We start from the raw sequence: 24,878 nt of genomic DNA, 5'->3' as shown, positions 1-24,878 counted from the left end.
GTAGTTGAAACTGTCGGCTAGTTTCCGCCCGGCGTGTGCGGATCCCTGAAACCGCGTGTCGGCCATGGCATGATGTCCGGGTGATCACCGCGTCGGCCGGGAGCGTTCGGGCGTGAAGCCCAAGACCATTGTCGGCGGGGCGGTCGGCCTCATCATCGGCCTGATGACGCTGGTGCTCGTCATCATCCTGCCCGCCACCGAGACCAGTTGCGGGCCGGGCACACCCAGCATTCCCGTCGCCACCTCGGCGCGCACCGAACCCAACTGCCCCTCCACCGGATCACCGGTCGAGGCGGGTTTGCAGGACGGGGCGCTGCGGGTGCTGCGCTGCACGGTCGCGCACTTCGGGATGATGGACATGCGCGGGGTCGTCGACGACGCGTCGTCGCCGGATCTGAAGGCCGGGCGTGCCGTGGAATTCATTGTCGGGTCGGATTCCGGCAAGGGGGATGCGATCGTGTCCTTCCTGCAGGAGAACGCGGCGGCGTTCCGGGTGGACTATCTGATCTGGAAGCAGCGCAGCTGGACTCCCGGCGCGGCCAACGGGACCGAGTGGAAGCCCCTGGACGATCGCGGGGACGCGGCGCGGAATCATCTGGATCGGGTGCAGGTCACCATCAAGGACGCGGCGGCCACGACGACCGAGGCGGGGCCCGTGAACGCGTCGATGGCCGCCATGCCGGGGACGGTGAACGAGGCGGGCAGTCTGACCGGGGCCGGGCGGCACCAATATCCGATCTCGCCAAGCCAATTCACGATCACCGACGGATTCGGGGCACGCGGCGGCACGCACATGGGCGTGGATATGGCCGCCCCGGCGGGGACGCCGATCTATGCGGCGGCCGATGGGCTGGTGGTGGCGGCGGGGGCGGCGTCCGGATTCGGTGATTGGGTGGTGATCGATTCGCTGGACGAGAGTGGCCACCGGTATTCGACCGTGTATGGCCACATGTACGACAACGGGATTTTTGTGCGAACCGGGGACATCGTCCAAATGGGGCAGCATATCGCTGACGTCGGCAGCAATGGCGAATCCTCCGGTCCGCACCTGCATTTCGAGCTCGTGCCGGGCGGTCGGTTGACCGGTGGGCATCAGGTCGACCCCATGCCCTGGCTCGCGGGCGGCAGCGTGCCCGCACCCTCGACGCCCTACTGCGAGAACGGATTCGGCACCGCGGGCGGCAATCTGGCCTCCGGCAAGGTGCCGCCCGAGCTCGAGATCTGGTACCGCCGGGCCGGATCGCTGTGCCCCGAGATCAGCGCCTCGCTGCTGGCCGCCCAGGCCCAGGCCGAATCCGGCTTCCGCGCCGACGCGGTCTCCCCGGACGGCGCGCAGGGCATCGCCCAGTTCATGCCGGGTACCGCGAAAGCGCTTGCCCCCGACGGACAGCCCTATGTCATCGACGCGGACGGCGACGGCGTGGCCAGCGCCCTGGAACCCGCCGACGCCATCATCGGCCAGGGCCGCTACATGTGCGCGATCGCCAAGACCATCGAGGGCTGGATGAGCGAGGGCAAGGTCTCCGGCGACCTGACCGCGCTGACCATCGCGGCCTACAACGCCGGTGAGGGCGCGGTGCTGGCCTCGGGCGGCATGCCCAATCAGATCGCGCGGCACTTCACCGAGACGCGGCCGTACGTGGCGCGGATTCTGGCCGCCGAGCCGGGATTCCGCAGCCTCGGCAGTGAAGGGCGGTTCCAGGCGGATCAGAACGCGGCGCTGGGACCGCAGATCGTGGCGGCGGGGCAGCAATGGCTCGGCACGCCTTACGTTTTCGGCGGTGGTGGGCCGGGCGGGCCGACCGACGGCGGATTCGATCAGGCGGGATTCACGGCGGCGGCGGTGTTCGCGGGGTCCGGCAGCACCATCACCCTGCCGCGCACCGCCGAACAGCAGTGGGAGCAGGGCGTGGACGTGTCGCTGCTCGACGCCCAACCCGGTGATCTGGTGTTCGGTTCCTTCGGACCGCGCGGGCCCTCCGATGTCGGCATCTACACCGGCAGCGGGCGCATGCTGCACGCCGAATCCGGCGGCAAGGTCGTCGAGGTACCGCTGTCGAATGGCATGAAGGCGCGGCGCATCTCGAAGTAAGGGGTTGGCTCGGATAATCGGGACATGTACTATCCCCTTTCATGGTGATCGGTGAGGGCGTCGAATGGGGACTGCACTGCTGCATCGCGCTGGCCTGGCTCGACGACCACGCGCCGATCGCCACCGCCCGGCTGGCCGAGATCTTCGAACTGCCGCCGGAATACCTCAAGAAGCGGCTACAGCCGCTGGTCCGGGAGGGCATCCTGGAATCCACGCCGGGTGCGCGCGGCGGCTACCGGCTGGGCCGCGCACCCGAGCGGATCACGCTCATGGACGTGGTGGCCGCCGTCGAGGGGCGCACGGATGCCTTCCGGTGCACCGAGATCCGCCGCCGGGGAGCGGGGGCGGCGCGGGCGAAGTCGGAGTTCGGCAAGGCGTGCGGGATCGCGCAGGCCATGGGGCGGGCGGAGTTGGCGTGGCGGCGCGAGTTGGCGAGTCAGACCGTCGCCGATCTGATGGCCGGGGCCCACGACAATGCGGCCGTGTACACCCGCCGTTTCTACGAACAGGCGACCGGCTGAACGGTCGCGCGGTTCGCGAAAACTGACCCGGCCTCGGGCCGGGTTTTTCTGGAAGGAGATTCGGGATGGCAAGTATCCCGGTTGTTGCCCCGTTGTCGGCATCCGAGGCAGGTGTGTCGAATAGCCTGCGGCGCACGCTGATTCTGGCGTTGGGGACCTTCGCCGTCGGTACCGATTCGTTCATCCTGGCCGGATTTCTGCCGAATCTGGCCGGGGCACTGCATGTTTCGACGGCGACGGCCGGACTCGCGGTGACGGTGTTCGCGGCGGCGTACGCGCTGGGGTCGCCGGTGCTGGCGACGCTGACCGCGCGGCTGCCGCGACGGACGCTGCTGGTGTCGGCGCTGCTGGTGCTGGCCTTGGCGAATCTCGGTTCGGCGCTCGCGCCGACGTTCGCGATCCTGCTGGTCACGCGGATTCTGGCGGCGCTCGGGGCGGCGGCGTTCACGCCGAACGCGGGTGCGGTGGCCTCGGCTCTGGTGTCACCCGAGAAGCGGGCGCGGGCACTGGCCGTCGTGGTCGGCGGGCTGACCATCGCGACCGCGCTCGGCGTGCCGCTGGGCGATCTGCTCGGGCACTGGCTGGGCTGGCGTGCCGCGCTGACCGGCGTCGCGATCGTGTGCGTGATCGCCGCCGCCGGTGTGGCCGCCTGGGTCCCGGCGCTGCCCGGGAATCCGTATGTGCCCCTGGCGACTCGACTCTCGGTGCTGCGCAACCGCTCGGTGGCGACGGTGCTGCCGCTGACCGTGCTCGGCATGGGCGCGGCGTACGTCGCGTACGCGTATGCCGTTCCGGCCTTGGGGGCCTTGGGAATCGGCGCGTCGTCGACCGCGTGGGTGCTGATGCTCTATGGTGCGGGCGCGGTCGCGGGGAATCTGTCCTCCGGGTACGCCACCGACCGGTGGGGTGCCACACGGGTACTGACAGCTGGCTACGCGCTGATGGCCGCCGCGCTCGGCCTGATGGGCGTGCTCGCCGCGAACGAGACACATGTCCCTGCCCTGGTCGGTCTGCTTGCCGTCGCCTGGGGTGCGGCCAGCTGGTGCCAGACACCCGCGCAGCAGCACCGGCTCATCGCCGCGGCTCCCCAGGAGTCCGGGCTGGTCGTGGCACTGAACGCCTCCTGCATCTACTTCGGCATCGGCGCGGGCACACTGCTGGGTGGAATCGCCATCGGACACGGCGTCGCGGCGATGTACGGTCTGGCGGCGGCTGTGGCCGTGGCGGCCCTGGGTTATCTGCGCCTGACCGGCCGCTGAGATCCGGCTCACGAAATATGTTGTTGCACTGATCCGTTGATCTCGGTTACCGTAGCTGAGTTCTATTCCCGTCTGATCGGAGACATGCCGTTGCTCTTCTGAGGTGAACGCCGAGTGGCCCGCAATCGCGCGCCGCATTCGCTCATCCCTCGGAGGCTCGCATGTCAATGCCTGTTATTTCCATTTCCGATCTCACCTTCGCGTGGCCCGACGGCACGCCGGTATTCGACGGATTCGATGCTCAGCTCGGGCCGGGGCATGTGGGCCTGGTCGGCAGCAATGGGGCGGGAAAATCGACACTGTTTCGGCTGGTCGCCGGGGAACTGCGCGCGCAGCGCGGGTCGGTGAGCGTGCCGGGGCGGTTCGGGTACCTGCGCCAGGATCTCGGGTTGGCCACCGGCCAGCGCGTCGATCAGGTGCTGGGGCTGGCCGAGATTCGAAAGGCCCTGCACCGCATCGAATCCGGGGACGGCACCGAGGCCGACTTCGATCTCGTGGGCAATGCCTGGGATATCGAGGAACGCGCGGTGGCGCTGCTCGGCCGGCTCGGATTGCATTACGTCGCAGGCGATATCGCGCAGCTGGATCGTCGACTGGACACGCTGTCCGGCGGTGAGACGGTGCTGCTCGGTCTCGTGGCGGAACTGCTGCGCGAGCCGGACGTGCTGCTGCTGGACGAACCGACCAACAACCTCGACCAGGTGGCGCGCGAGCGGCTCTACGAGGTCATCGGCCAGTTCCCCGGCACCGTGCTGACCGTCAGCCACGACCGCGAACTCCTCGAACGCGTCGACACCATCGCCGAACTGCGCCACGGCGAAATCCGTTTGTTCGGCGGCAATTTCAGCGAGTACGAGCGGATCATCGAGGCCGAACAGGAGGCCGCCCGGGCGGCGGTCCGCGACGCCCGCAGCGATGTGAAGAAGCAGGCGCGCGAACTCGTCGAGGCGCGCATCAAGCTGGACCGGCGGCTGCGGTACGGGCAGAAGATGTGGGATCAGAAACGCGAACCCAAGATCGTCATGGCCGAACGCAAACGCCAGGCCCAGGTGTCGGCGGGCAAGCTGCGCAACAACCACATCGGCAAGGTCGAGGAGGCCAAGGATCATCTGAGCGAAATGCAGGAGCGGCTGCGCGACGACCGCGAGATTCGGGTCGACCTGCCCGACACCCGGCTGTATCCGGGCCAGGACGTGATCGAGCTGAGCGAGGCGCGACTGGCGTGCGGGCCGACGGTGACGCTGAAAGTCAGCGGGCCCGAACGCATCGCGCTCACCGGGCGCAATGGCATCGGCAAAACCACGCTGCTGCACCGGATCCAGGAGGCGGGGCCGAAGGTGCCGTGGCGCATGCTGCCGCAGCGCCTGGACATTTTCGACGAGGACAAGTCCGTCTTCGAGAATGTCGCGGCCACCGCGCCGCACGCCGCACCGGAACGGATCCGGGCGCAACTCGCGCGCTTTCTGTTCCGCGGCGGCGACGCGGACGTGCTCGCGGGAGCGCTCTCGGGCGGGGAGCGGTTGCGGGCGGCGCTGGCGATGCTGCTGTTGGCCGAACCGGCTCCCAAACTGCTGCTGCTCGATGAGCCGACCAACAACCTGGACCTGCCGAGTCTCGCGCATCTCACCGAGGCGCTGGCGGCATTTCAGGGTGCGCTGATCGTGGTGAGCCACGACCCGCGGTTCCTGTCGGATATCGGCGTGACTCGCCGCCTGGAATTGACCGCCGACGGGCTCGTGGAGTCTGTCAGTGAACAGTGAGCTGACCGGGTACAGTTCCATGCTCCGGGGCTGTACCCGTCGGCGGCGTCTGCTGTCCCGGTCGGTATCGGATTCCAGGACTAAAGTGGATGATCTGGGTGGTTGAACGGTCCGATATGGTTTTCCGATCGAGGCCGCGAGCGGAGGTGGCATGACACAGCATCTGGAGAAGGCGAACTCGGGGCAAACGCCCGACGGCGAGTCCGCCACCCCAGCGGCCAATGGACAGTCCGGCACCGCCGCTCGCAATACCACCGCCGTTCCCACCTCCGCCTCCCGTCGCGTCCGCGCGCGCCTGGCCCGTCGCATGACCGGGCAGCGCGGCATCGCCGCCGTCAAACCGGTGCTCGAGCCATTGGCCACCGTGCACCGCGAGCTGTACCCGAAGGCGAATCTCGCTCTGCTGCAACGGGCTTTCGACGTCGCCGACGAGAAGCACCAGCACCAGTTCCGCAAGTCCGGCGACCCGTACATCACCCACCCGCTGGCCGTCGCGAACATCCTCGCGGAACTGGGTATGGACACCACCACGCTGGTTGCCGCGCTGCTGCACGACACCGTCGAGGACACCGGGTACTCGCTCGACGAGCTGACCGCCGAGTTCGGCACCGAGGTCGCGCACCTGGTCGACGGTGTGACCAAGCTGGACAAGGTGAATCTGGGCGCGGCCGCCGAGGCCGAGACCATTCGTAAGATGATCATCGCCATGGCCCGCGACCCGCGCGTGCTGGTGATCAAGGTCGCCGACCGGCTGCACAATATGCGGACCATGCGGTTCTTGCCGCCGGAGAAGCAGGCCAAGAAGGCGCGCGAAACCCTGGAAGTGATCGCGCCGCTGGCCCACCGGCTGGGTATGGCGACGGTGAAATGGGAGTTGGAGGACCTCGCGTTCGCGATCCTGCATCCCAAGAAGTACGACGAGATCGTGCGGTTGGTCGCCGATCGCGCGCCCTCGCGGGATACGTATCTGGCGAAAGTTCGTGCCGAGATCGTCAATACGCTTGCCGCCAGCCGCATCAACGCGGTCGTCGAGGGCCGTCCCAAGCACTACTGGTCGATCTATCAGAAGATGATCGTCAAGGGTAAGGACTTCGACGACATCCACGACCTGGTCGGCATCCGCATCCTCTGCGACGAGGTGCGCGACTGCTACGCGGCCGTCGGTGTCGTGCACTCGCTGTGGCAGCCCATGGCCGGACGGTTCAAGGACTACATCGCCCAGCCGCGCTACGGCGTCTACCAGTCCCTGCACACCACCGTGGTCGGACCCGACGGCAAGCCCCTGGAAGTGCAGATCCGCACCCAGGACATGCACCGGACCGCCGAGTTCGGCATTGCCGCGCACTGGCGGTACAAGGAGACCAAGGGCAAGCACTCCAACGACTCCACCGAAGTCGACGACATGGCGTGGATGCGTCAACTCCTCGACTGGCAGCGGGAGGCCGCGGACCCGGCCGAATTCCTGGAGTCGCTGCGGTTCGACCTGAAGTCGCCGGAGATCTTCGTGTTCACGCCCAAGGGCGACGTGATCACGCTGCCGCAGAAGTCCACCCCGGTCGACTTCGCCTACGCCGTGCACACCGAGGTCGGCCACCGCTGCATCGGCGCGCGCGTCAACGGTCGACTCGTCGCGCTGGAACGCCAGCTGGAAAACGGTGAGGTCGTCGAGATCTTCACCTCCAAGGCGCAGAACGCCGGGCCTTCGCGCGACTGGCAGAACTTCGTGGTGTCCCCGCGCGCCAAGGCGAAGATTCGCCAGTGGTTCGCCAAGGAGCGTCGCGAAGAGGCACTCGAGGCGGGCAAGGACGCGATCAGCAAGGAGGTCCGGCGCTCGGGCCTGCCGCTGCAGCGGCTGATGAGCGTCGACGCCATGAGCGCGCTCGCCCACGAGCTGCACTACACCGACATCTCCGCGCTGTACGCGGCCGTCGGCGAGAACCAGGTCTCCGCGCACCACGTGGTGCAGCGGCTCATGGCCCAGCTCGGTGGCGTCAGCGACGTCGAGAACGAATTGGCCGAGCGATCGACGCCTTCCACCGTCCCGTCGCGCCAGCGCACCACCGGCGATGCGGGCGTGGAGATTCCGGGCGCGCCCGGCACCGTCTCCAAGCTGGCCAAGTGCTGCACCCCGGTGCCCGGCGACGAGATCATGGGCTTCGTGACACGCGGCGGCGCGGTCAGCGTCCACCGCACCGACTGCACCAACGCCGACTCGCTGCGCTCCGAACCGGAACGCATCATCGAGGTCAAGTGGGCCCCGTCCCCATCGTCGGTCTTCCTGGTCGCCATCCAGATCGAGGCCCTCGACCGGACGCGTCTGCTCTCGGATGTGACCAAGGTGCTGGCCGACGAGAAGGTGAACATCCTGTCCGCGGCGGTCACCACCTCCGGTGACCGAGTCGCCATCTCCAAGTTCACCTTCGAGATGGGCGACCCCAAGCACCTGGGCCACCTGCTCAACGTGGTCCGGAATGTGGAAGGCGTGTACGACGTGTATCGCGTGACCTCCGCCGCCTAGTTGCCCGGAGGTCGCCGGTACGATCACGGCATGAAGTTCGAGAATGTCACCGTCACCAAGCGCGCCAATGTCTACTTCGATGGCAAGTGCGTCAGCCACAACATCGAGTTGGCCGATGGGACCAGCAAGTCGGTGGGTGTCATTCTTCCGGCCACGCTGACCTTCAACACGGGTGCGCCGGAGATCATGGAGCTGCTCGAGGGCTCGTGCAATGTCACGCTCGCCGGTGAGTCGGAGGCGACCGCGTACAAGGGTGGCGAGTCGTTCTCGGTGCCGGGGAACTCAAGCTTCGTCATCGAGGTCATCGAGCCCGTTCACTACGTTTGCCACTTCGGCTGAGTAAGCCGGGCGGATTCTGGTAGTGGTGGGGTATGACCAAGCTGGGTGCTGTCTTCCGTCCACAGAATCCGCCCGAACTGCTTTCCGAAGTTGTTCGCGCCGCCGATGATTCGGGCCTCGAGGAGCTATGGCTCTGGGAGGACTGCTTTCTCGAAGGTGGGATTTCGACCGTCGCGGCGGCGCTGGCCCGGAGTGAACGGGTACGGATCGGCATCGGGGTGCTGCCGGTGCCGTTGCGCAATGTCGCGATCACCGCGATGGAGCTGGCGAGCCTGGAACGGATGTTCCCGGGACGCGGGATCTACGGTGTGGGACACGGGGTTCAGGAGTGGATGGGGCAGGTCGGGGCGCGGGTCGCCTCGCCGCTGACGCTGCTGCGCGAATACCTCGATGCGCTGCGCGGATTGCTCGACGGGCAGCGAATCACCGCCAAGGGCCGCTACATTCAGCTCGACGACGTCGCCCTGGACTGGCCGCCGGCCGCCGCCCCGCCCATTCTGGCCGCCGCCACCGGACCGAAAACCCTACGGCTGGTGGGTGAATCGGCCGACGGCGTCATTCTCACCAACTCCACCTCCGCCGCCGGAATCCGATCCGCCGCCGAGATCCTGCACGCCGCCCGCCCCGAAAGCGCTGCGGCGCGGCCCTTCCCGATCGTCGTCTACCTGCTCGCCGCGACCGGCCCCGACGCCGCCGACCGGGTGGCCGCCGACCTGCGCGAACAGGGCCGCGACCACATTCCCGACATCGGTGTCGCCGGTGACGCCCGGGCCATCGCCGACACGGTTATCCGCTGGGCGGAAGCCGGAGCCACCAGCGTGATACTCCAGCCCACCGGCGACGAACCCAACCCGGCAGGGTTTGTCCGGTTTGTCGCCGAGCAGGTTCGGCCCTTGGTGCCCTGAGGGTTCAGCGCAAGTCGCGGAAGAACTCTCGAATGTCCCCGACCAGGATCTCGGGTTCTTCCAGCGCGGCGAAGTGGCCGCCACGGTCGACGTCGGTCCACCGGGTGATGGTGTTCGAGGGCTCGCAGTACCGCCGGATGCATACGTCGTGGGCGAAGGCGATGACGCCGGTCGGGACGCCCGAATTCGCCGGTGTCGCACCCCATTCGCCGGCCTGCGCGTAGCCGACGTAGGCGGCCGATCCGGCGGTGCCGGTGAGCCAGTACATCATCACGTTGGTGAGCAGGGTGTCCCGGTCGATGATCTTGTCGGGCACCACGTTTCGCGGATGGGTCCATTCGCGGAACTTGTCCATGATCCAGGCGAGCTGGCCGACGGGGGAGTCGACCAGCCCGTAGGCGAGGGCTTGCGGGCGGGTGGACTGGATGGAGATGTAGCCGAACTCCTCGCGCATGAACGCCTGGATGCGGCGGAGGCGATCTTGTTCGAGCTCGGTGAGCTGGTCGTAGTCGTCGACCGCGGACGGCGGCGGGAGATTCGGGCCACCGTTCACATGCACGCCGATCACCCGATCGGGTGCGTGGCGCGCCACTTCCGGGCTGACCGCGCCGCCGATGTCACCGCCCTGCACGCCGTAGCGCTCGTAGCCCAGGCGGTTCATGAGCTCGGCCCACACTCGGCCGACGCGGGCGCGAGTCCAGCCGGTATCGCTCACCGGTCTGGAGAATCCGAAGCCGGGGAGAGACGGGATGACCAGATGGAAGGCGTCGGCCGCGTTGCCGCCGTGCGCGGCAGGATCGGTCAAAGGCCCGATGAGGCCGAGGAATTCGACGATCGAACCGGGCCAGCCGTGCGTGAGCAGCAGGGGCACCGCGTCGGGTTCCGCGGAGCGGATGTGCAGGAAGTGGATGCGCTGACCCTCGATCTCGGTCAGGAACTGGGGATGGCGGTTGAGTTCCGCCTCGGCGGCCCGCCAGTCGTAGCCGTCGCGCCAGTAGTCGACCAGCTCGCGCAGCCAGTGCACCGGGACGCCGGTGTCCCAGTCGTCGCCGGGCAGCGGTGCGGGCAGGCGGGCGGCCGCGAGGCGGGACCGCAGGTCATCGAGCTGGGCCTGGGGGATGTCGATGCGGAAGGGAGTGATCTCGTCGCTCATGAGAACCACGGTATGAGGCGGTTAGGACAGGTATTGCCCTAGCTTTCTGGCATTCTCGAGGAATGTTGGAAACTTCGGCCAGGCTGCTGCGACTGCTGTCCCTCTTGCAGACCCCGCGCGACTGGACCGGGGCCGACCTGGCGGCCGAACTCCAGGTCGATGTGCGCACGGTGCGTCGCGATATCGACAAGCTGCGGACTCTCGGGTATCCCGTGCACGCCGTCGCCGGTGCGGCCGGGTACCGGTTGGGAGCGGGGGCGAAGCTGCCGCCGCTGCTGCTCGACGACGATGAGGCGATCGCGGTGGCGATGGGGCTGCGCACCGCGGCGGGCGGGACCATTTCGGGGATCGAGGAGAGCTCACTGCGGGCGCTGGCCAAGCTCGAACAGGTGCTGCCGTCGCGGCTGCGGCATCGCATGAGCGCCCTGCAGGAGGCGACCGTGGCCGTCCCGGCGGGTGGGCCGCGTGTCGATCCGGAGACCCTCACCGCGATTGCCGCCGCCATTCGCGACCACGAGTGTCTGCGTTTCGATTACGAGACCCATGCCGGCGAAACCTCCCGTCGCACAACCGAACCGCATCGCCTCGTGCACACCGGCCGCCGCTGGTACCTGACCGGCTGGGATGTGGATCGCGGGGATTGGCGGACCTACCGGGTGGACCGTCTCACCCCGCGCATTCCCACCGGCCCGCGCTTCACACCTCGCGAGGCACCCGACGCGATCGATCAGGTCTCGCACGGCGTGACCTCCGCGCCCTACACCTACCGGGCCCGCATCACGCTGCGGGCGTCCGCGGAACAGGCGGCCGAACGGATCGCACCCACCGTCGGGGTGCTCGAGGCCGTGGACTCGAAAACCTGTGTGCTCCATACCGGTGCCCATGACCTCGACGCGATTGCCTTCTATCTGGCGCGTTTCGGCTTCGAGTGCAGCGTGATCGAGCCACCGGAGCTGACCGCCCGCCTGCGGGAGTTGAGTGCGATATTCGGGCGGGCGGTGAGCTGATTCAGAGCACCCAGGGATTGAGCGTGCAGGCCAGGGCCGGATGCGCGTCCGGGTCGATGGCGTGTAGGGCCAGCGAGACCGCGCGCGGGGAGAACACCATCGAGTTGTGGTCGGAGGTGTCGAGGGCGCAGCCGTCCTGGAGCAGGACGTCGTGGACCGTCGCACCGGGTCCCGCCGTGAGGTAGGTGGCCGAGAACGGGGTGGACACCTCGTCGTACTGGGTGGCCACGATGGTGTAGTCGATGCCGGGCAGGGTGTCGCCGCCGTCATTGAGACGCGTCAACACCGGTGAGCCGACCAATTGCTGAATTCCCGCGTGGCCGATCAAGGTTTCGGTGGGATTGTTGAGATCCAGACCCAGGGCACCCTTGAAAACGCCGAGGAGATTTCCCAATCCGCTCAATGTGGTGCCGTGATTGGTGGCGCCGTAGGTGATCACATGGCTCACCTTGTTGTCGGACGGATTACTCGGATCCGCGCCGCCATTGGATTTCAGGTATTGCCGAATCACCACGCCGCCCTGGGAATGCCCGATCGTATCCACCTGTGCCGCACCGGTGGTCGTGAGCACGCGGTCCACGAAGGCGGCCAGCTGCGCGGCGGAATCCTCGATGTACCCGGTGGCCCCGATGGTCGGCTGGACCAGGCCCGCGCCCGCGGTGTCGGCGCGGCCGTAGTTGAAGGTGAACACGCAGTAGCCCGCCTTGGCCAGCTCCGGACCCATGTACGCGTACGCGCTGTAGGCGCTCGCCCAGGTGCCGTGGACCAGCACGATCGGGCGCGGATGGGCCGCATCGGGTTTGCAGGACCAGTCGTCGGTGCCCTGCGGCGCGACGTCGGGATTGGCCAGGCCGTAGGCTACCGCGGCCGCCTCGTCGGTCAGCTCCGGACCGTAGCCGACGGTGTCGGAGGAGTGCGAGCCGTCCGGTGGATTCGCCATGGCCAGCGGGGAATTCAAGCCGATGGTAATCGCCGCGGTGGCGATGACGAAGGCGGCGGTGGCCAGCGAACGCGGGGTGTGCTTCATGTCCTGCTTCTTCCTCGGAAAGAAAACTGCGAGCGAGGAAGACGCTAGAACTGATTCGACTCATTTTTGTCGTGGCGATAATCATCCGGTGACGAGCTGTTTCCGTATGGAAGTAGTAAACAACCCGGTCGGCAATGGGAATTCTTGGTGTAGTCGACAGCATTCGCCTCGAACTGTTAACCAGCAGTTTGCACCGTTCGCCAGTGTCGAACGGCCGATATTGCTGCCCGGAAAACCTATCCGGCCAGTGCCGTCCGGGTGGCGGAACGGATTGCGGCGGTGACGGTTTCGGGTTCCTCGAGCATGACCAGGTGGCCGCAGTCGGGCAGCTCGATGGAACGGGCCGGGCGCAGGGTCTCGTTCAGGCGCGCACCGGCGGCCGCGGACAGGATGCGGTTCTTCGCACCCCAGATGGTGGTGATGGGCGGGAAGCCGGGGCCGGGACGGAAGTCGTCGAGCACACCCAGCGCCGGAAGGTCGCGCGCGATGGCGGCGGGCGGCAGCAGGCGGCGGGGTTCGGCCCAGCGGTGCCGCAGGCCCGCGAAGGAGGACTTGCCCATGCCGCGGCCGCGCGGGCCGAGCTGTTCGCGGACCACGAGATTCGCGGCCGGGCCCGGGAGCCGGATCACACCGGCGATCGAGTCGAGTGGGATGGCGGCGGCCGCGCGGGCGGTCCAGCCGGTGGGGGTGGGGCGCAGGGTATTGCTGGTGAGCGGGCTGCACAGCACCAGCGCGCGCACATTCTGCGGATTGCGGCGCGCGTACAGCAGCGAGAGAGCGCTGCCGAAACAGTTGCCGACCATGGTCACATTCGTCAGGCCGTGCGCGTCGATGAAGGAGGAGACCATGCGCACGTAATTCTCGACGGTGTATCCGTCGGCGGGCGAATCGGAGTCGCCGTAGCCGAACAGGTCGATCGCGTACACGCTGTTCGTGGCCGCCAGCGCCCGCGTCTGGTGCTCCCAGATGCGCCGGTCGCCGCCGATATTGTGCAGGAACAGGATCGGGTCGCCCGACCCGGCATGGTCGTAGGCCACGGCTACGCCGTGGTGGTCGAACTCCGGCATCGGGGCGCTCTCCTCATTGAGTGCGGTGCTGTACTGGTGCCCATGCTAGCCGGTACCGCGCGTCACACAAGTTTCGAGGAGAGCGCCCGAGGGCCGGTCAGTGCGTGGATCCGGCGATCACACCGCCTTCGCGGATCCAGGATTTCAATTCGGCCATGCCGGTTTCGCGATCCATTACGGGTCGATATCCGAAATCGCGGGTGGCGGCCGAGGTGTCGTAGGTGCCGGTGCGGGTCATGACCGCCACCGAGTAGCGCGACAGCGGCGGGGTCCAGCGGGTCGCGAGAGCCGGTATCCGCCGCAGGTTTTCGATGATCTCGACGGCCAGGGTGACCAGGCGGGGATCGAGCTTGCGACCCGGTCGCGGGTAGCCCAGATCCTCGGCCACGTCGCCGAGGAACCGCCACACGTTCGTCTGCTCGGCGTCGGCGATGAAATATGGCTTCCCGCCGACGTTTTCGCTGGCGGCGGCCAGCATCGAGGCCTCGACGATATTGTCGACGTGGCACAGCGAGGCATACACCTCGCGCCCGAACGACAGATCCGGCAGCGTGCGCGCGGCCGCCCGCTCGAGCAGCCGCACGATCGGACCGGATCGGTCGCCCGCACCCCAGATGGCGCGCGGGCGCAGCGCGCAGGTGGTGAACTCCGGCGTATTCGCCTTCAGCACCAGGCGTTCGGCGGCGGCCTTGGTCTCGCAGTAGTAGTTGAGGTAGCGATTCGGATACGGAACCGACTCGTCTATATCGATCTGATCGCCGCCATCACGGTCCATGAGCGCGCTCGGACTCGAGATGAACACGAATCTCCGTGCGCCACCGGCCTGGGCGGCGGCCAGCAGGCGCGCGGTGGCCGTGGTGTTCTCGGCCCAGAACACCGCGCGGGTGCCGCGCTCGTCGACCCGGGCGGCGCTGTGGAAGACGATGTCGACGCCCGCCACCGCCCGTTCCAGGGAGTCCGGGTCGCTCAGATCGCCGATCACGCGCTGCACCCGGTCCACGACCGGGGCCAGATCGCGCAGATTGCTGGTGCGCCGCACCAGAATCGAGACCTCGTGGTCGGTGTCGCGGACCAGGCGACGCACCAGGGCCCCGCCCAGGAAGCCCGAGGCTCCCGTCACCAAAACCTTCATGAGGTGCGCGCCTTTCCGAATCGGCTGGCCAGCTCGTCGGCGACCATCCGCAGGACGATCTCCACCACCGCGAGGGTTCTCATGATTTCCCGCCCAGCTGTTTGGTGGCCCAGACCGTCAGCTTCTCGCGGCCGATCTTGGCGTTGTGGCGGATGTCGACCGGGAACTTGGGGTGGAACAGGAACTCCGCCACCGGTTTGGTGATCTCGTATTCGTCACGGCGGCCGCGCAATTCGCGCTCCACGGTCTCCCTGTCGGCACCGGGGGAGAGTTCCACGCACAGCACCGGCTGCTGTTCCCCGCGCTTGCCCACGCCCACCAGCGCGGTCCGGGCGACACCTTCGACGGTGTTGAAGATCTGCTCCACCTGCACGGTGAACATGGGACCGTTGGCGGTGTCCAGGCGCTGACTCTTGCGGCCGCAGAACCGGATTCGGCCCGCGTCGTCGATCCAGGCGAGATCGCCGGTGCGATGCCAGACGACATCGCCCGCGACGATCTTGCCGACCTTGTTGGCGGCCTGGGGCCAGAAATACCGGGTGCTGACATTCGGGCCGGACACCACCAGCTCGCCGATGCCGCGCGAGACCGCCAGCTCCGCCGCCCGCGCCTCGACGTCCGACCACTCCGGCAGCGGATCGTCGGTGACGGCGATGATGCGCGCCCGCACGTGCAGGGCCGGTCGCCCGACGCACACGCCCTGCCCCTGATGGGCCTGCTCCACCAGATCGCCCAGCAATTCCCGGGATTCGATGGTGGCCATGGGCAGCGCCTCGGTGGCCCCGTACCCGGAGTACACCTTCGCGTCCTCGGGCAGCACCTGGCGCAGCGCGGCAATGCACCAGTCCGGGACGGGCGCGCCGCCGGAGTAGATGCTCTGAATGCTGTCGAGCGCCGCGCCGGTCTCCTCGATGTGGCGCAGCAGCGGGATCAGCACCGCGGGGGAGGCGAACATGGTGCGCACGCCGAAGCGCCGCACCGCGTCCACCACGTGCGCCGGATCGGTCGCGCCGACCTTGGACGGGATCAAAGGCGGTAGCACGCAGCGGGATCCGAGCAGCAGCTCCAGGATTCCGGCGACCGGCGCGGTGATCAGCGAGGTGCCCGGCGCGACGTGCTCGCGCGCGGCGTCGACCTGGTCGACCATGGCGCTGAGGTTGCCGTGGGTGAGCACCACCGCCTTGGCGGGTCCGGTGCTGCCGGTGGTGTAGGCGATGAGCAGCGGCTCGTCGTCGGGCGCGGGCTCGCGCTCGGGCAGCGTGGACGCCGGTGTGCGGCCCCAGCTTTCGAGGGTGGGGCCCTGCCACCAGGAGCGGCCGACGGTGATGGCCACCCGCACCTTGCGGAAGTAGGCGCGGAAGACGATGCGCAGCGCCTGCGCCTCGGCGACGCCGACGAACGCCTCCGCGTCGGCGGCCTGCAGGCAGCGCAGCATCTTGAACATGCCCATGCCGGGATCGATCACGACCGGCACCGCGCCGATCTTGAACAGCCCGTACAGCACCGCGTACAACTCCGGCCCCGGCCGCACCAGCACGATGGTGCGCACGCCGCGGGCCACCCCGGCCTCGGCGAACTTCTCGGCAATGGTGTCCGACCACGCGTCGAGCTCGGCGTAGGTCAGCTGTCGGTATTCGGGCAGGCCCGCACGGGTTCTGCCGTCGGCATAGATCACCGCCTCCCGTTCGGGATGGGCGGCGACGATATCGCGGAAACGATCGAGAGCGCGCCAATAAATGGTGGGCAAGGAATGCGACACACTTCCCCCAGTGAATTGTCGAGGAATGCGAGGAATGTATTGGCGAGGCTACACGGGGCATCCGTGAACCGCCACCGGTGGCGATCCGTATTCGTTTGATATACAACGGTTTTAGTGTGTCCCGGAGTACCGACACGAGTTCTCGCGATACCCCTATTCCACCCCTAGGGGTGGGTGCCCCCGATGATCGTGAACGTTGGTGTTCGCCGGTCTCTTCCAGCGGATTCGGCGCGAGATATGGCTGCGGACAAGATGATTCGCGTCGCTCGCGGGAACGCTCGCTACTCGTGCGTACGGTAGCGTTTCAAGCGGCATCGGGGCTAATGGGATATCGCTGTATCTGGCAGAGTAAGGGGGCCACATGCGTACACGTTTCGAATCGATCGGTGCGTACACACCCAGTACCATCCGCTCCACGGAAGACGTGATCAACGCCCTTTCCGTGCCCAGGGCATTGGACCTGGAGCGAATTACCGGAATCAAGAATCGGCGCGTGCACAATGCCGATCCGGAGAATTACGAATCGTCGTTCGTGCTGGCGCGCAAGGCGATCGAGGACTGCCTGGAGCGCTCCGGCTACTACGCGTCCGATCTGGACGTGATCATCTCGGTCTCGATCACGCGCTTCACCGGGCCCGGCCAGTTCTGCTACGCGCCGTCCTTCGCCGCGCAGCTGGGCAACGTGATCGGCGCGACCAACGCGCTGCACTTCGATCTGTCCAATGCCTGCGCGGGCATGATCACCGGCTGCCTTGTGCTCGACCGCATGATCAAGTCCGGTGTGGTGCGCAATGGTCTGGTGGTCAGCGGTGAGCAGATCACGCCGATCGCCGAGACCGCCACCCGGGAGATCTCCAAGCCCTACGATCCGCAGTTCGCGGCGCTGACCGTGGGCGACGCGGCGGTGGCGGTGGTGATCGACGACCGGGGCAATGACGACGACGAGATCCACTACATCGAGCTCATGACCACCTCGGCGGGCGCGGAGCACTGCATCGGGCAGCCCAGCGACAAGACCACCGGCATCGCGATGTACACCGACAATCGCGCGCTGGCCAGCGAATCGCGCTTCCTGCAGGGTATTTCGCGCATGGCCGACTTCCTGAAGGAGACCGGTCGGGCCTGGGAGAGCGAGAAGTACGACTACTGGATCCACCACCAGTTCAGCGGCCCGGCCATCGAGTACATCAGCTCGCTCACCGAACGGCACTTCGACACCCCGATGCCGCAGGCGCTCAATGTCTACGACGAGTTCGGCAATACCGCCTCCACCTCGCACTTCCTGGTGCTGCGGGAACACCTGGCGCAGCAGAAGATTCCGCGCGGGTCCAAGGTGCTGCTGATCCCCGAGGCGTCCGGAGTGGTGTCCGGGCATCTCGCCGCGACCATCTCCCGGCTGGAGGCCTGAAATGAATACAGCATCGCGTAGCGATTCGGTCAGGGGCGGTGGCGGGGCGACGGGTGGGCGCACGGCAATCGTTTCCGCGGCGGTCTGCACCGACGCCGACACGGGCAGCTATTTCGAGTTGGCGGCGCGGGCCGGGCGGCAGGCGCTCGAGGCGGCGGAGATCTCGCCCGACCGGGTCGGGCTGGTCGTCAACGCGGGCGTGTTCCGCGACAGCAATATCGCCGAACCCGCGGTGGCCGCGTTGATTCAGAAGCGCCTGGAAGTGGGGCTGGAGTACGAGACCGGGCGGGTGCCCGCTTTCTCGTTCGATCTGCTCAACGGCGGCACCGGTGTGATTCACGCGCTCATGACCGCGCAGTGCTTCACCGGGCTCGGGGATGTGGAGTACGCGCTGATCGTCGCCGGTGACACCCATCCGTCCACCGAGCGCGGGCGCGCGGATTTCCCGTACACCGCCAGCGGCGGGGCGATTCTGCTGCATTCCTCGCAGAGCGCGGGCGGATTCGGGCGTATCTACACCAGCGAGGCCGCGGGGGCGATCGCACCGACCGCGTGGGCGAATCTGGAGGCCGCGGGCACCGACGGGCGCAATGCGCTCACCGTGAACGCCAATGTCGGTGATCCGCTCGCCCTGGCACAGGAGGCGTTGCGCGAGTTGCTCGTCGGTGAAGGGCTGCAGAGCAGCGATTTCGCCACGGGCCGCGCGGTCCTGTTGGCGCCCGCGCCGATTCCCGGTTTCCGGGAGCGGGTGGCCTATCAGCTGGGTATTCCGTCCGCGGCGGTCGCGGGCATCGATCCGTTCGTGGGCGACCCGTACTCGGCGAGCCCGGTGCACGCCTATCTGAGCGCCGCCACCCAGGGCATGCTCGACGAGGCCCGCTCGGTGGTGTTCCTGGCGGCGGACGAGAACTCGGCGGCGGCCCTGGTCTACCGGCCACGGGCCCTGGTCGCCGCTGAGCCGGCGTCCTAGGCGGATGTGAAATACACTATTTGACAGTTGAATTCATCCGGTGAACTCGCACCGGCGGGCACTGTCGGCCCGCCGGTGACCACCGGAAACCGTTGTGCCCCGGCTGATCCTGGGCGCGAGACGCGCCCTCGCTGCAATGATGCCGCTCCAGCACACCGAAGTTCGCCGTGCCATGTCTGTCAGTCGGGCGCATCCGATCGGTGAAGGGACGTCAGATGGCGCGGTCGGTCGCTCGGGGCCGAGAAGACATGCCGGTGGGGGCCGGTGGGGGAATGCGATGTTCGGCGGAGGCCGAGCGGCTGCGAGTCGCGCGGGCCGTCGCGGTGCTGGGGGAGGCCGCCGAGGTCGGGCGGGTGGCGGCGCTGCTCGACGCGGATCTCGACGAGATCCGCACGCTGGTGGCGGAATTGGCGAGCGCGGGCCTGATCGTGGGGCAGTGCCGTCCGCATCCGGACATGGCCGCGGCGGTGCTGCGCGAACTGCCCGATCACGAACGGCGGCTGCTGCACGTCGGTGCGGCGGAGCTGTTGTGCCGCGCGGGTTTTCCGGCCAACGCGGTGGCGCGCCACCTGGTCGAGGCGGGCGACGCGCGCGGGTCGTGGGCGGCGCAGGTGCTCGTCGAGGTGGCCGACAATGCCTACGAGGCCGATGAACTCGACAGCGCCGGAACGCATTTGGAGCTGGCGTATCGGGCCAGTCGCCGTGCCGACGAGCGGGCGGCCATCGCGACCCGGCTGGTCGCGGTCGAATGGCGGATCAATCCGTCGAGTCGCACCCGCAATTTCGGGCGGCTCAAGGCGGCGCTGCGGACCGGGCGGGTGCCGTACGCGGATCTGCCCATGACCGTGCTGCACATGCTGTGGCACGGGTACGTGCTGCACGCCGATCACGCGCTGGTCCGACTACGGCGGGACGCGGACGGGGCGGGCGCGCTCGCGGATCGGCTCGCCTTCCTCGGGGCCTGGCTGCGGTACACGCATCCGGTGCAGGCCCAGCGCAACACCTGGCTGGCACTCGACCGGTTCGGACGCGATTCCACACCGCCGGAACGGGATTCGCCGCATCGTCAGGCCGCGGTCCTGCTGACCGCGCTGCGCCAGGAGCGGCCCGGCGCGGAGATCGCCGCCGCGGCACAGCGCATTCTGGCCCAGCATCGGCTCACGCCCGCCACGGTCGAGGTGCTGGTGGCGGCCGTGGACTGTCTGCTCTACACCGACCGGTTGGACGCCGCCGACGCCTGGTGCGCGTCGCTGCTGGCCGAGGCGACCGCGCGCCGCGCCCCGACCTGGCAGGCGCTGTTCGCGTCGGCGCGCGCGGAAACCCTGCTGCGCAAGGGCAATCTGGTGGAGGCGGCCGGGCACGCCCTGATCGCGCTCAATCTGCTGCCCGCCGAACAGCTCGGCGTGTGGGTGGGCAGGCCGGTCGCGGTGTTGGTGCGGGCGCTCACCGCGCAGGGCAGACACGCCGAGGCCGCCGCGCAGCTGGAGCGGCCGGTGCCGCGGGCGATGTTCGAATCCCGTTTCGCGCTGGGCTATCTGCGCGCCCACGGCGAGCACTGTGTGGCCACCGGGCGACCCGAGGAGGCGCTGCGGCACTTCCGTCGCTGCGGGCGGCTCATGGACGAATGGGGCATGGACTTCGCGGGTTTCGCACCGTGGCGCAATGATCTGGCCGTGGCCAGTCTGGCGACGGGACAGCAGTGGCAGGCGCAGAACTTCGCGATGCGGCACCTGGACGCGATCGGCGGGGCCGAACGGCATCACAGCGGCGGTGTGTCGCTGCGGGTGCTGGCGGCGACCAGTGATCCGCTGCGCCGGGTGACACTGCTGCGTCGCGCCGCGGCGCTGGCCCGGGCCGGGGGCGACGAGCTCGAATTGGCCAGGGTGCTGGCCGATCTCGGCGATGCCTATCGTGGGCTCGGCGAGGCGGATCGAGCCCGGCCGCCCCTGCGGGAGGCGGCGCGGCTGGCCGAATCCTGCGGGTGTGAGCCGCTGCTGGCACGTTTGCGGGCCGACGCCGGTGCGGACGGCACGCCGCGGGAGGTTCCGGGTGCCGGGGGTGGTGAGGCCTTGAGTCCCGCCGAGCGGCGGGTGGCCGAGCTGGCCGCGCTCGGCAACCGCAATCGCGATATCGCCGAGGAGCTGTGCATTACCACCAGCACCGTGGAACAGCATTTGACCCGGGTGTATCGCAAGCTCGCGGTGGCGCGCCGGGGGGAGTTGCGGTTCGCGTTGGCCGCCTACACCCAGGCGAAGAGTTCGCACCCGGAGGTGAGCGCGCGCACCGCTGTCGGATGACCGTTCGTCGAAAGGGATTGGCATGGTCGCGTCTCGGTCCGGGGAACTTCCACTGCCCGAACAGGATCCGTTCTACCGGCGGCCGCGAGGGCTGGGCCGGGTCGCGCCCGGCACGATCCTGCGGTCGCGGCCCGTGCGGGTGGCGCTGTTCGGGCGCATACCGCAGCGAGTCACGGCCACTCAGTTGCTGTTTCGCAGTACCGACCTGCGCGGGCGGCCCGAGGCGGCGGTGACCACGGTGCTGTTGCCGCACGGCGCGGATCCCGGCGATCTCGAGCGCCCGATCGTCTCGTTTCAGTGCGCCATCGACGCCGTCGCCTCGAAATGCCTGCCGTCCTACGCCTTTCGCCGCGGGGCGCGGGCGCTGGGATCGGTGCCGCAGTTCGAATTGCTGCTCATCGAGCACGCGCTGACGCGGGGCTGGGCGGTGTCGGTGCCCGATCACACCGGGACGGCCGGTCGGTTCGGTGCGCCGCGCGAACCCGGCCACCGCACCCTGGACGGTTTGCGCGCCACGCTGAGTTTCCTGAACCGGCCGGTGGACTCGCCGGTCGCGCTGTGGGACTACTCCGGTGGCGGGCTGGCCGCCACGTGGGCGGCCGAGCTCGCGGCCGGCTACGCACCGGAGCTGAATATCCTTGCCGCGGTGCTGGGTTCGCCGGTCGGCTCGCTGGAATCCACCTTCTTCCGGCTCAATGGCTCGACCTTCGGCGGGCTGGCCACCCAGCGCCACCATCCCATTGCTGTTGCGCAGCGCCCGATCCGGCGTCGATGACCACGAGGGTCTGGCCCTGGCGACCTTGCGGACCTTGCCGCAGGTGCGGGCCGTGCTCGCCGATATCGAGCCCGGTGCGCGCCCGCCGCGATTCCCGGTCCTGGTGGTGCAGGGTGTGCACGCCTTGATCATTCCGTGCGGGAATGTCGATCACCTGATCGACCGCTACCGGGCCACCGGCACGTCTGTCCGTTATGTACGCGATGTGCTCGGCGGGCACGTCAGTTTGGCCTTGGTGGCCGCGCCGCTGTGTGAGAACTGGCTGGCCGACCGGTTCGCGGGACGCCCGCTACCGGCCGGAACCACCGAAACCGTACCGTCGCTGGCGCTTTCGGTGGCCGCCCTGCGTGGCTATCTGGGCCTGGTCGCGGTCCTCGCGCGGGCGGTGACGGGCAGTCCGGTGGGCGGGTCGGCCGCACCCTCGCCGGCCGGGTCGCGCTCGCGCATCGATTCCCCGGAATTCCGAGAAATACGGTGATCACGCTCCTATCGTGGAGGCCTCTGGAAGGGGTTGGCCATGACGGAAGCCGACAAGATCCTCATCGTCGGCGGCCTGCTGACCCTGACCTACGGGGCCCTCCTCGGCTATCCGATGATCGCGCTGCGCATGCGCGCCGGAAATCCGCCCACGCCTCGGTATCTCACCGTCACCCACGTGGGCGCGGTGCTGCAGGGCGTCATTCTGTTCGGTCTGGTCTTCGCGGCCCGGCTGTCCAGCCTGTCCAGCGGGTGGAACGTGACCGCCGCGTGGCTGGTCGTGGTCTCCGGCATTCTGATCGCGGCCAAGGACACCATCAACTGGCTCAGCGGTGTCGGAGACGAATTCGCGGACAAGGCCCGTACGGCACCGCTCGGTCTGGCCGGGGCGCTGACCATGACGATCGGCCTGGCGATCTTCATCGTGGGGGATCTATCCGCCCTGTGACTCAGAGCGAATCGGCGTTGCTGATCCAGCCGACGAAGGCGCGGGTCAGCCAGGGCGGGGACAGGCGCGTGGCCAGGCCGGTCAGTTTGGTTTGCAGGCCGACCAGGACGTGCGGGCCGTTCCAGGCGCGCCGCGTGGTCGCGGTGTGCCACACGGCTTCCGCCACATCGTCGGGGGTGAGGTGGACGCCCAGGGTCGTCGCCGACTTCGCACCGCGATTCACCTCGGTCATCATGTCGGTCGCCACGAACAATGGGAGCAGGTCGCTGACCGCGATGCCGTAGTGCCGCCACTCCAGGTCCAGGGCCTCGGTCAGACTGCGCACGGCCGCCTTGGTCGCGCCGTAGGTGGCCAGACCGGGCTGGCCGTACAGTGCCGACGCCGACGCCAGATTGATGACACGGCTGCCCGGGGTTTCGCGCAGATAGGGGAGGGCGGCGTGGCAGCCGTTGAGGACGCCCTTGATATTGACGTCGACCAGGCGATGCTGCCGGTCGAGGGGGATCTCGGCGAACGGGCCCGAGTACAGGATGCCCGCATTGTTGACCAGCAGGTCGAGACGGCCTGCGGCGTCGGCGAATTCCTTCAGCGCGCGGTCCCACCCGGCGGGATCGGTGACGTCGAAGGCGCCGGTCACGGTGGTGCCGCCGATCTCGCGCGCGGTGGTGCGGACGGCGTCGGCGTCGATGTCGTAGAGGCCGACCGTCCAGCCTGCCCGGGCGAAGCGGGTGGCGATGGCCCGGCCGATGCCGGCGGCGGCACCGGTGACGAAGACGGCCGGTTGGGAAGTGGTGGCGGGCTGGGACATCGGAGCCTCTCGGATCGGGGGACGATCAGGCAGCAGTGCGGTCCGCGCGCCCGGATTCGATCATCGCACGGTGGAAGTCGGCCGCGTCGCGGGCCGCGTCCCGGCCGTCGGCCAGCAGGTCCGCGCCCAAGTGGATGAGAGTGTGCGGGGCACTCGGCCGAATCTGCAGGCGCAGCGGCACACCCGCGGACTCGGCGCGCCGGGCCACCGCCAGGGCGTCGGCGAGCAGCATCTCGCGCGAGCCGACCTGCAGCAGAATCGGTGGCAGACCGGTGAAGTCGTGATTCACCACCGACCAGGACGGATCCAGGACGCCGTCGATGGCGATGCCGCGGCGCACCACCATATCGGGGCCGACCGCGGGCAGCACCGCGTCGTAGCGGGCGTTCGGATGCGCCAGCCGGGCGGTCGAATCGAAATCCGCCCACGGTGAGGTGACCGAAAGGGCCACCGGCAGCGGCAGACCCAGCTCGCGCAGCGTCAGAGCCAGCCGCAGCGCCAGACCGCCGCCCGCGGAATCACCGGCGACGATGATCTGCTCGGGCGGAAAGCCCTCGGCCAGCAGATGCCGGTACGCGGTGAGCGCGTCGTCGAGGCTGTCGTTCGGATGGGCGTCGGGCAGCTGCCGGTAGTCCACGGTGAGCACCGGCAGCTCGCTCAGCGTGGCCAGGCGCGCGGTGTGGCGGCGATAGGAATTGAGGCCGCCCGCGATGAACGCGCCGCCGTGGAAGTACAGCAGCGCGGCCTCGCGATCCACGCGCGGATCGGGAACCGGTGCGCCCCACAGCCATTCGGCGTCGAAGCGCTCGAAGACGACGGGTTCGCGGCGAATGCCGCGCGGGGAACCCAGGATTCGCGCGGGCTGCTCGGACAGGCGCGTCGCGGTGAAGATCAGTTTGGCGGGCCGCGGGCCCCGATCGGCGACCCAGGCCCCGGCGCGGAGGAACTGCTGCAGGGTGGTGCGCAGGACGGGGTGCACGAGCCGGGTGCCGAGGCGTGCGGGACGGATCGTCTCCACGATCACGGTCGACGCCGGGTCCGAAGTCTGCGGCTGTATCGCCACGGGCGCTCCTGTCCGCGCCGCGAACCGCCGGGGCGCTGGTGAGACAACGGTGTCCATTCTGGCCGGGGGCCGTTGATCATCTTGACGTGGGTC

Annotated in this window: 21 protein-coding genes; 14 read left to right on the top strand and 7 right to left on the bottom strand. The window is 68.5% G+C overall.

Annotated features, from left to right (window positions below):
• Positions 1 to 112: 112 nt before the first annotated feature.
• The 7 genes from VMT65_RS10875 (at position 113) to VMT65_RS10845 (ending at position 9,394) form a co-directional block, all read left to right on the top strand.
• The gene (locus tag VMT65_RS10875) at positions 113 to 2,092 is read left to right on the top strand and encodes a peptidoglycan DD-metalloendopeptidase family protein (protein ID WP_326307954.1); all 1,980 of its coding nucleotides are present in this window, start codon (positions 113 to 115) and stop codon (positions 2,090 to 2,092) included.
• Positions 2,093 to 2,133: 41 nt separating this feature from the next.
• Positions 2,134 to 2,613, top strand: a complete 480-nt coding sequence (locus VMT65_RS10870) for an RrF2 family transcriptional regulator (protein ID WP_326307953.1) — start codon at positions 2,134 to 2,136, stop codon at positions 2,611 to 2,613.
• Between the two features lie 113 nt (positions 2,614 to 2,726).
• Positions 2,727 to 3,872 (top strand): MFS transporter, encoded by a 1,146-nt coding sequence (locus tag VMT65_RS10865; protein WP_326307952.1) that lies wholly within the window; start codon positions 2,727 to 2,729, stop codon positions 3,870 to 3,872.
• A 161-nt stretch (positions 3,873 to 4,033) separates the two neighbouring features.
• On the top strand, positions 4,034 to 5,632 hold the full coding sequence (locus VMT65_RS10860; protein WP_326307951.1) for an ABC-F family ATP-binding cassette domain-containing protein: 1,599 nt from the start codon (positions 4,034 to 4,036) through the stop codon (positions 5,630 to 5,632).
• A 151-nt stretch (positions 5,633 to 5,783) separates the two neighbouring features.
• Positions 5,784 to 8,150, top strand: coding sequence for a RelA/SpoT family protein (locus VMT65_RS10855; protein ID WP_326307950.1), 2,367 nt, complete (start codon positions 5,784 to 5,786; stop codon positions 8,148 to 8,150).
• A 30-nt stretch (positions 8,151 to 8,180) separates the two neighbouring features.
• The gene (ppnP, locus tag VMT65_RS10850; RefSeq protein ID WP_326307949.1) at positions 8,181 to 8,489 is read left to right on the top strand and encodes a pyrimidine/purine nucleoside phosphorylase; all 309 of its coding nucleotides are present in this window, start codon (positions 8,181 to 8,183) and stop codon (positions 8,487 to 8,489) included.
• A gap of 32 nt (positions 8,490 to 8,521) precedes the next feature.
• Positions 8,522 to 9,394: an LLM class flavin-dependent oxidoreductase gene (locus tag VMT65_RS10845; RefSeq protein ID WP_326307948.1), complete on the top strand. Its 873-nt coding sequence runs from the start codon at positions 8,522 to 8,524 to the stop codon at positions 9,392 to 9,394.
• A gap of 4 nt (positions 9,395 to 9,398) precedes the next feature.
• Here the strand turns inward: VMT65_RS10845 and VMT65_RS10840 are convergent, their stop codons facing one another.
• Positions 9,399 to 10,547, bottom strand: coding sequence for an epoxide hydrolase family protein (locus VMT65_RS10840; RefSeq protein WP_326307947.1), 1,149 nt, complete (start codon positions 10,545 to 10,547; stop codon positions 9,399 to 9,401).
• A gap of 62 nt (positions 10,548 to 10,609) precedes the next feature.
• Here VMT65_RS10840 and VMT65_RS10835 point away from each other — a divergent pair, with 62 nt between their 5' ends.
• The gene (locus VMT65_RS10835; protein ID WP_326307946.1) at positions 10,610 to 11,554 is read left to right on the top strand and encodes a helix-turn-helix transcriptional regulator; all 945 of its coding nucleotides are present in this window, start codon (positions 10,610 to 10,612) and stop codon (positions 11,552 to 11,554) included.
• A gap of 1 nt (position 11,555) precedes the next feature.
• Here the strand turns inward: VMT65_RS10835 and VMT65_RS10830 are convergent, their stop codons facing one another.
• The 4 genes from VMT65_RS10830 to VMT65_RS10815 form a co-directional block, all read right to left on the bottom strand.
• Complete coding sequence (locus tag VMT65_RS10830; protein WP_326307945.1) at positions 11,556 to 12,581, bottom strand: esterase/lipase family protein; 1,026 nt, start codon at positions 12,579 to 12,581, stop codon at positions 11,556 to 11,558.
• 236 nt (positions 12,582 to 12,817) lie between these two features.
• The gene (locus VMT65_RS10825; protein WP_326307944.1) at positions 12,818 to 13,648 is read right to left on the bottom strand and encodes an alpha/beta fold hydrolase; all 831 of its coding nucleotides are present in this window, start codon (positions 13,646 to 13,648) and stop codon (positions 12,818 to 12,820) included.
• A 97-nt stretch (positions 13,649 to 13,745) separates the two neighbouring features.
• On the bottom strand, positions 13,746 to 14,780 hold the full coding sequence (locus VMT65_RS10820) for an NAD-dependent epimerase/dehydratase family protein (RefSeq protein ID WP_326307943.1): 1,035 nt from the start codon (positions 14,778 to 14,780) through the stop codon (positions 13,746 to 13,748).
• A 79-nt stretch (positions 14,781 to 14,859) separates the two neighbouring features.
• The gene (locus tag VMT65_RS10815) at positions 14,860 to 16,527 is read right to left on the bottom strand and encodes a fatty acid CoA ligase family protein (RefSeq protein WP_326307942.1); all 1,668 of its coding nucleotides are present in this window, start codon (positions 16,525 to 16,527) and stop codon (positions 14,860 to 14,862) included.
• A gap of 373 nt (positions 16,528 to 16,900) precedes the next feature.
• Here VMT65_RS10815 and VMT65_RS10810 point away from each other — a divergent pair, with 373 nt between their 5' ends.
• The 6 genes from VMT65_RS10810 (at position 16,901) to VMT65_RS10785 (ending at position 22,914) form a co-directional block, all read left to right on the top strand.
• Positions 16,901 to 17,947 carry a 3-oxoacyl-ACP synthase III family protein gene (locus VMT65_RS10810; RefSeq protein ID WP_326307941.1) on the top strand — a complete coding sequence of 349 codons (1,047 nt, stop codon included), beginning with the start codon at positions 16,901 to 16,903 and terminating at the stop codon, positions 17,945 to 17,947.
• A gap of 1 nt (position 17,948) precedes the next feature.
• Positions 17,949 to 18,917, top strand: coding sequence for a hypothetical protein (locus tag VMT65_RS10805; RefSeq protein WP_326307940.1), 969 nt, complete (start codon positions 17,949 to 17,951; stop codon positions 18,915 to 18,917).
• Positions 18,918 to 19,189: 272 nt separating this feature from the next.
• On the top strand, positions 19,190 to 21,214 hold the full coding sequence (locus VMT65_RS10800) for a helix-turn-helix transcriptional regulator (protein ID WP_326307939.1): 2,025 nt from the start codon (positions 19,190 to 19,192) through the stop codon (positions 21,212 to 21,214).
• Positions 21,215 to 21,236: 22 nt separating this feature from the next.
• On the top strand, positions 21,237 to 21,989 hold the full coding sequence (locus VMT65_RS10795; protein WP_326307938.1) for a lipase family protein: 753 nt from the start codon (positions 21,237 to 21,239) through the stop codon (positions 21,987 to 21,989).
• Positions 21,961 to 22,467 carry a lipase family protein gene (locus tag VMT65_RS10790; protein WP_326307937.1) on the top strand — a complete coding sequence of 169 codons (507 nt, stop codon included), beginning with the start codon at positions 21,961 to 21,963 and terminating at the stop codon, positions 22,465 to 22,467. The genes VMT65_RS10795 and VMT65_RS10790 overlap by 29 nt, the downstream gene beginning before the upstream one ends.
• A gap of 39 nt (positions 22,468 to 22,506) precedes the next feature.
• Positions 22,507 to 22,914 carry a hypothetical protein gene (locus tag VMT65_RS10785; protein WP_326307936.1) on the top strand — a complete coding sequence of 136 codons (408 nt, stop codon included), beginning with the start codon at positions 22,507 to 22,509 and terminating at the stop codon, positions 22,912 to 22,914.
• 1 nt (position 22,915) lies between these two features.
• On the opposite strand, the gene VMT65_RS10780 is transcribed toward VMT65_RS10785, so the two are convergent.
• Positions 22,916 to 23,722 carry an SDR family oxidoreductase gene (locus VMT65_RS10780; protein ID WP_326307935.1) on the bottom strand — a complete coding sequence of 269 codons (807 nt, stop codon included), beginning with the start codon at positions 23,720 to 23,722 and terminating at the stop codon, positions 22,916 to 22,918.
• Between the two features lie 25 nt (positions 23,723 to 23,747).
• Complete coding sequence (locus tag VMT65_RS10775) at positions 23,748 to 24,785, bottom strand: alpha/beta hydrolase (protein WP_326307934.1); 1,038 nt, start codon at positions 24,783 to 24,785, stop codon at positions 23,748 to 23,750.
• Positions 24,786 to 24,878: the final 93 nt, after the last annotated feature.

Source organism: Nocardia sp. CDC153 (genome assembly GCF_035818515.1).
Taxonomy (GTDB): domain Bacteria; phylum Actinomycetota; class Actinomycetes; order Mycobacteriales; family Mycobacteriaceae; genus Nocardia.
Note: the sequence above shows the minus strand (reverse complement) of the source record. Positions and strands in the feature narration are given on the sequence as shown.

What these genes read in the sequence shown, in the direction of transcription:
- VMT65_RS10870 (WP_326307953.1), top strand. Translation starts at nt 2,134, where the DNA reads ATGGTGATCGGTGAGGGCGTCGAATGGGGACTGCACTGCTGCATCGCG.
- VMT65_RS10860 (WP_326307951.1), top strand. Translation starts at nt 4,034, where the DNA reads ATGTCAATGCCTGTTATTTCCATTTCCGATCTCACCTTCGCGTGGCCC.
- VMT65_RS10855 (WP_326307950.1), top strand. Translation starts at nt 5,784, where the DNA reads ATGACACAGCATCTGGAGAAGGCGAACTCGGGGCAAACGCCCGACGGC.
- ppnP (WP_326307949.1), top strand. Translation starts at nt 8,181, where the DNA reads ATGAAGTTCGAGAATGTCACCGTCACCAAGCGCGCCAATGTCTACTTC.
- VMT65_RS10845 (WP_326307948.1), top strand. Translation starts at nt 8,522, where the DNA reads ATGACCAAGCTGGGTGCTGTCTTCCGTCCACAGAATCCGCCCGAACTG.
- VMT65_RS10840 (WP_326307947.1), bottom strand. Translation starts at nt 10,547, where the DNA reads ATGAGCGACGAGATCACTCCCTTCCGCATCGACATCCCCCAGGCCCAG.
- VMT65_RS10835 (WP_326307946.1), top strand. Translation starts at nt 10,610, where the DNA reads ATGTTGGAAACTTCGGCCAGGCTGCTGCGACTGCTGTCCCTCTTGCAG.
- VMT65_RS10830 (WP_326307945.1), bottom strand. Translation starts at nt 12,581, where the DNA reads ATGAAGCACACCCCGCGTTCGCTGGCCACCGCCGCCTTCGTCATCGCC.
- VMT65_RS10825 (WP_326307944.1), bottom strand. Translation starts at nt 13,648, where the DNA reads ATGCCGGAGTTCGACCACCACGGCGTAGCCGTGGCCTACGACCATGCC.
- VMT65_RS10820 (WP_326307943.1), bottom strand. Translation starts at nt 14,780, where the DNA reads ATGAAGGTTTTGGTGACGGGAGCCTCGGGCTTCCTGGGCGGGGCCCTG.
- VMT65_RS10810 (WP_326307941.1), top strand. Translation starts at nt 16,901, where the DNA reads ATGCGTACACGTTTCGAATCGATCGGTGCGTACACACCCAGTACCATC.
- VMT65_RS10805 (WP_326307940.1), top strand. Translation starts at nt 17,949, where the DNA reads ATGAATACAGCATCGCGTAGCGATTCGGTCAGGGGCGGTGGCGGGGCG.
- VMT65_RS10800 (WP_326307939.1), top strand. Translation starts at nt 19,190, where the DNA reads ATGCGATGTTCGGCGGAGGCCGAGCGGCTGCGAGTCGCGCGGGCCGTC.
- VMT65_RS10795 (WP_326307938.1), top strand. Translation starts at nt 21,237, where the DNA reads ATGGTCGCGTCTCGGTCCGGGGAACTTCCACTGCCCGAACAGGATCCG.
- VMT65_RS10785 (WP_326307936.1), top strand. Translation starts at nt 22,507, where the DNA reads ATGACGGAAGCCGACAAGATCCTCATCGTCGGCGGCCTGCTGACCCTG.
- VMT65_RS10780 (WP_326307935.1), bottom strand. Translation starts at nt 23,722, where the DNA reads ATGTCCCAGCCCGCCACCACTTCCCAACCGGCCGTCTTCGTCACCGGT.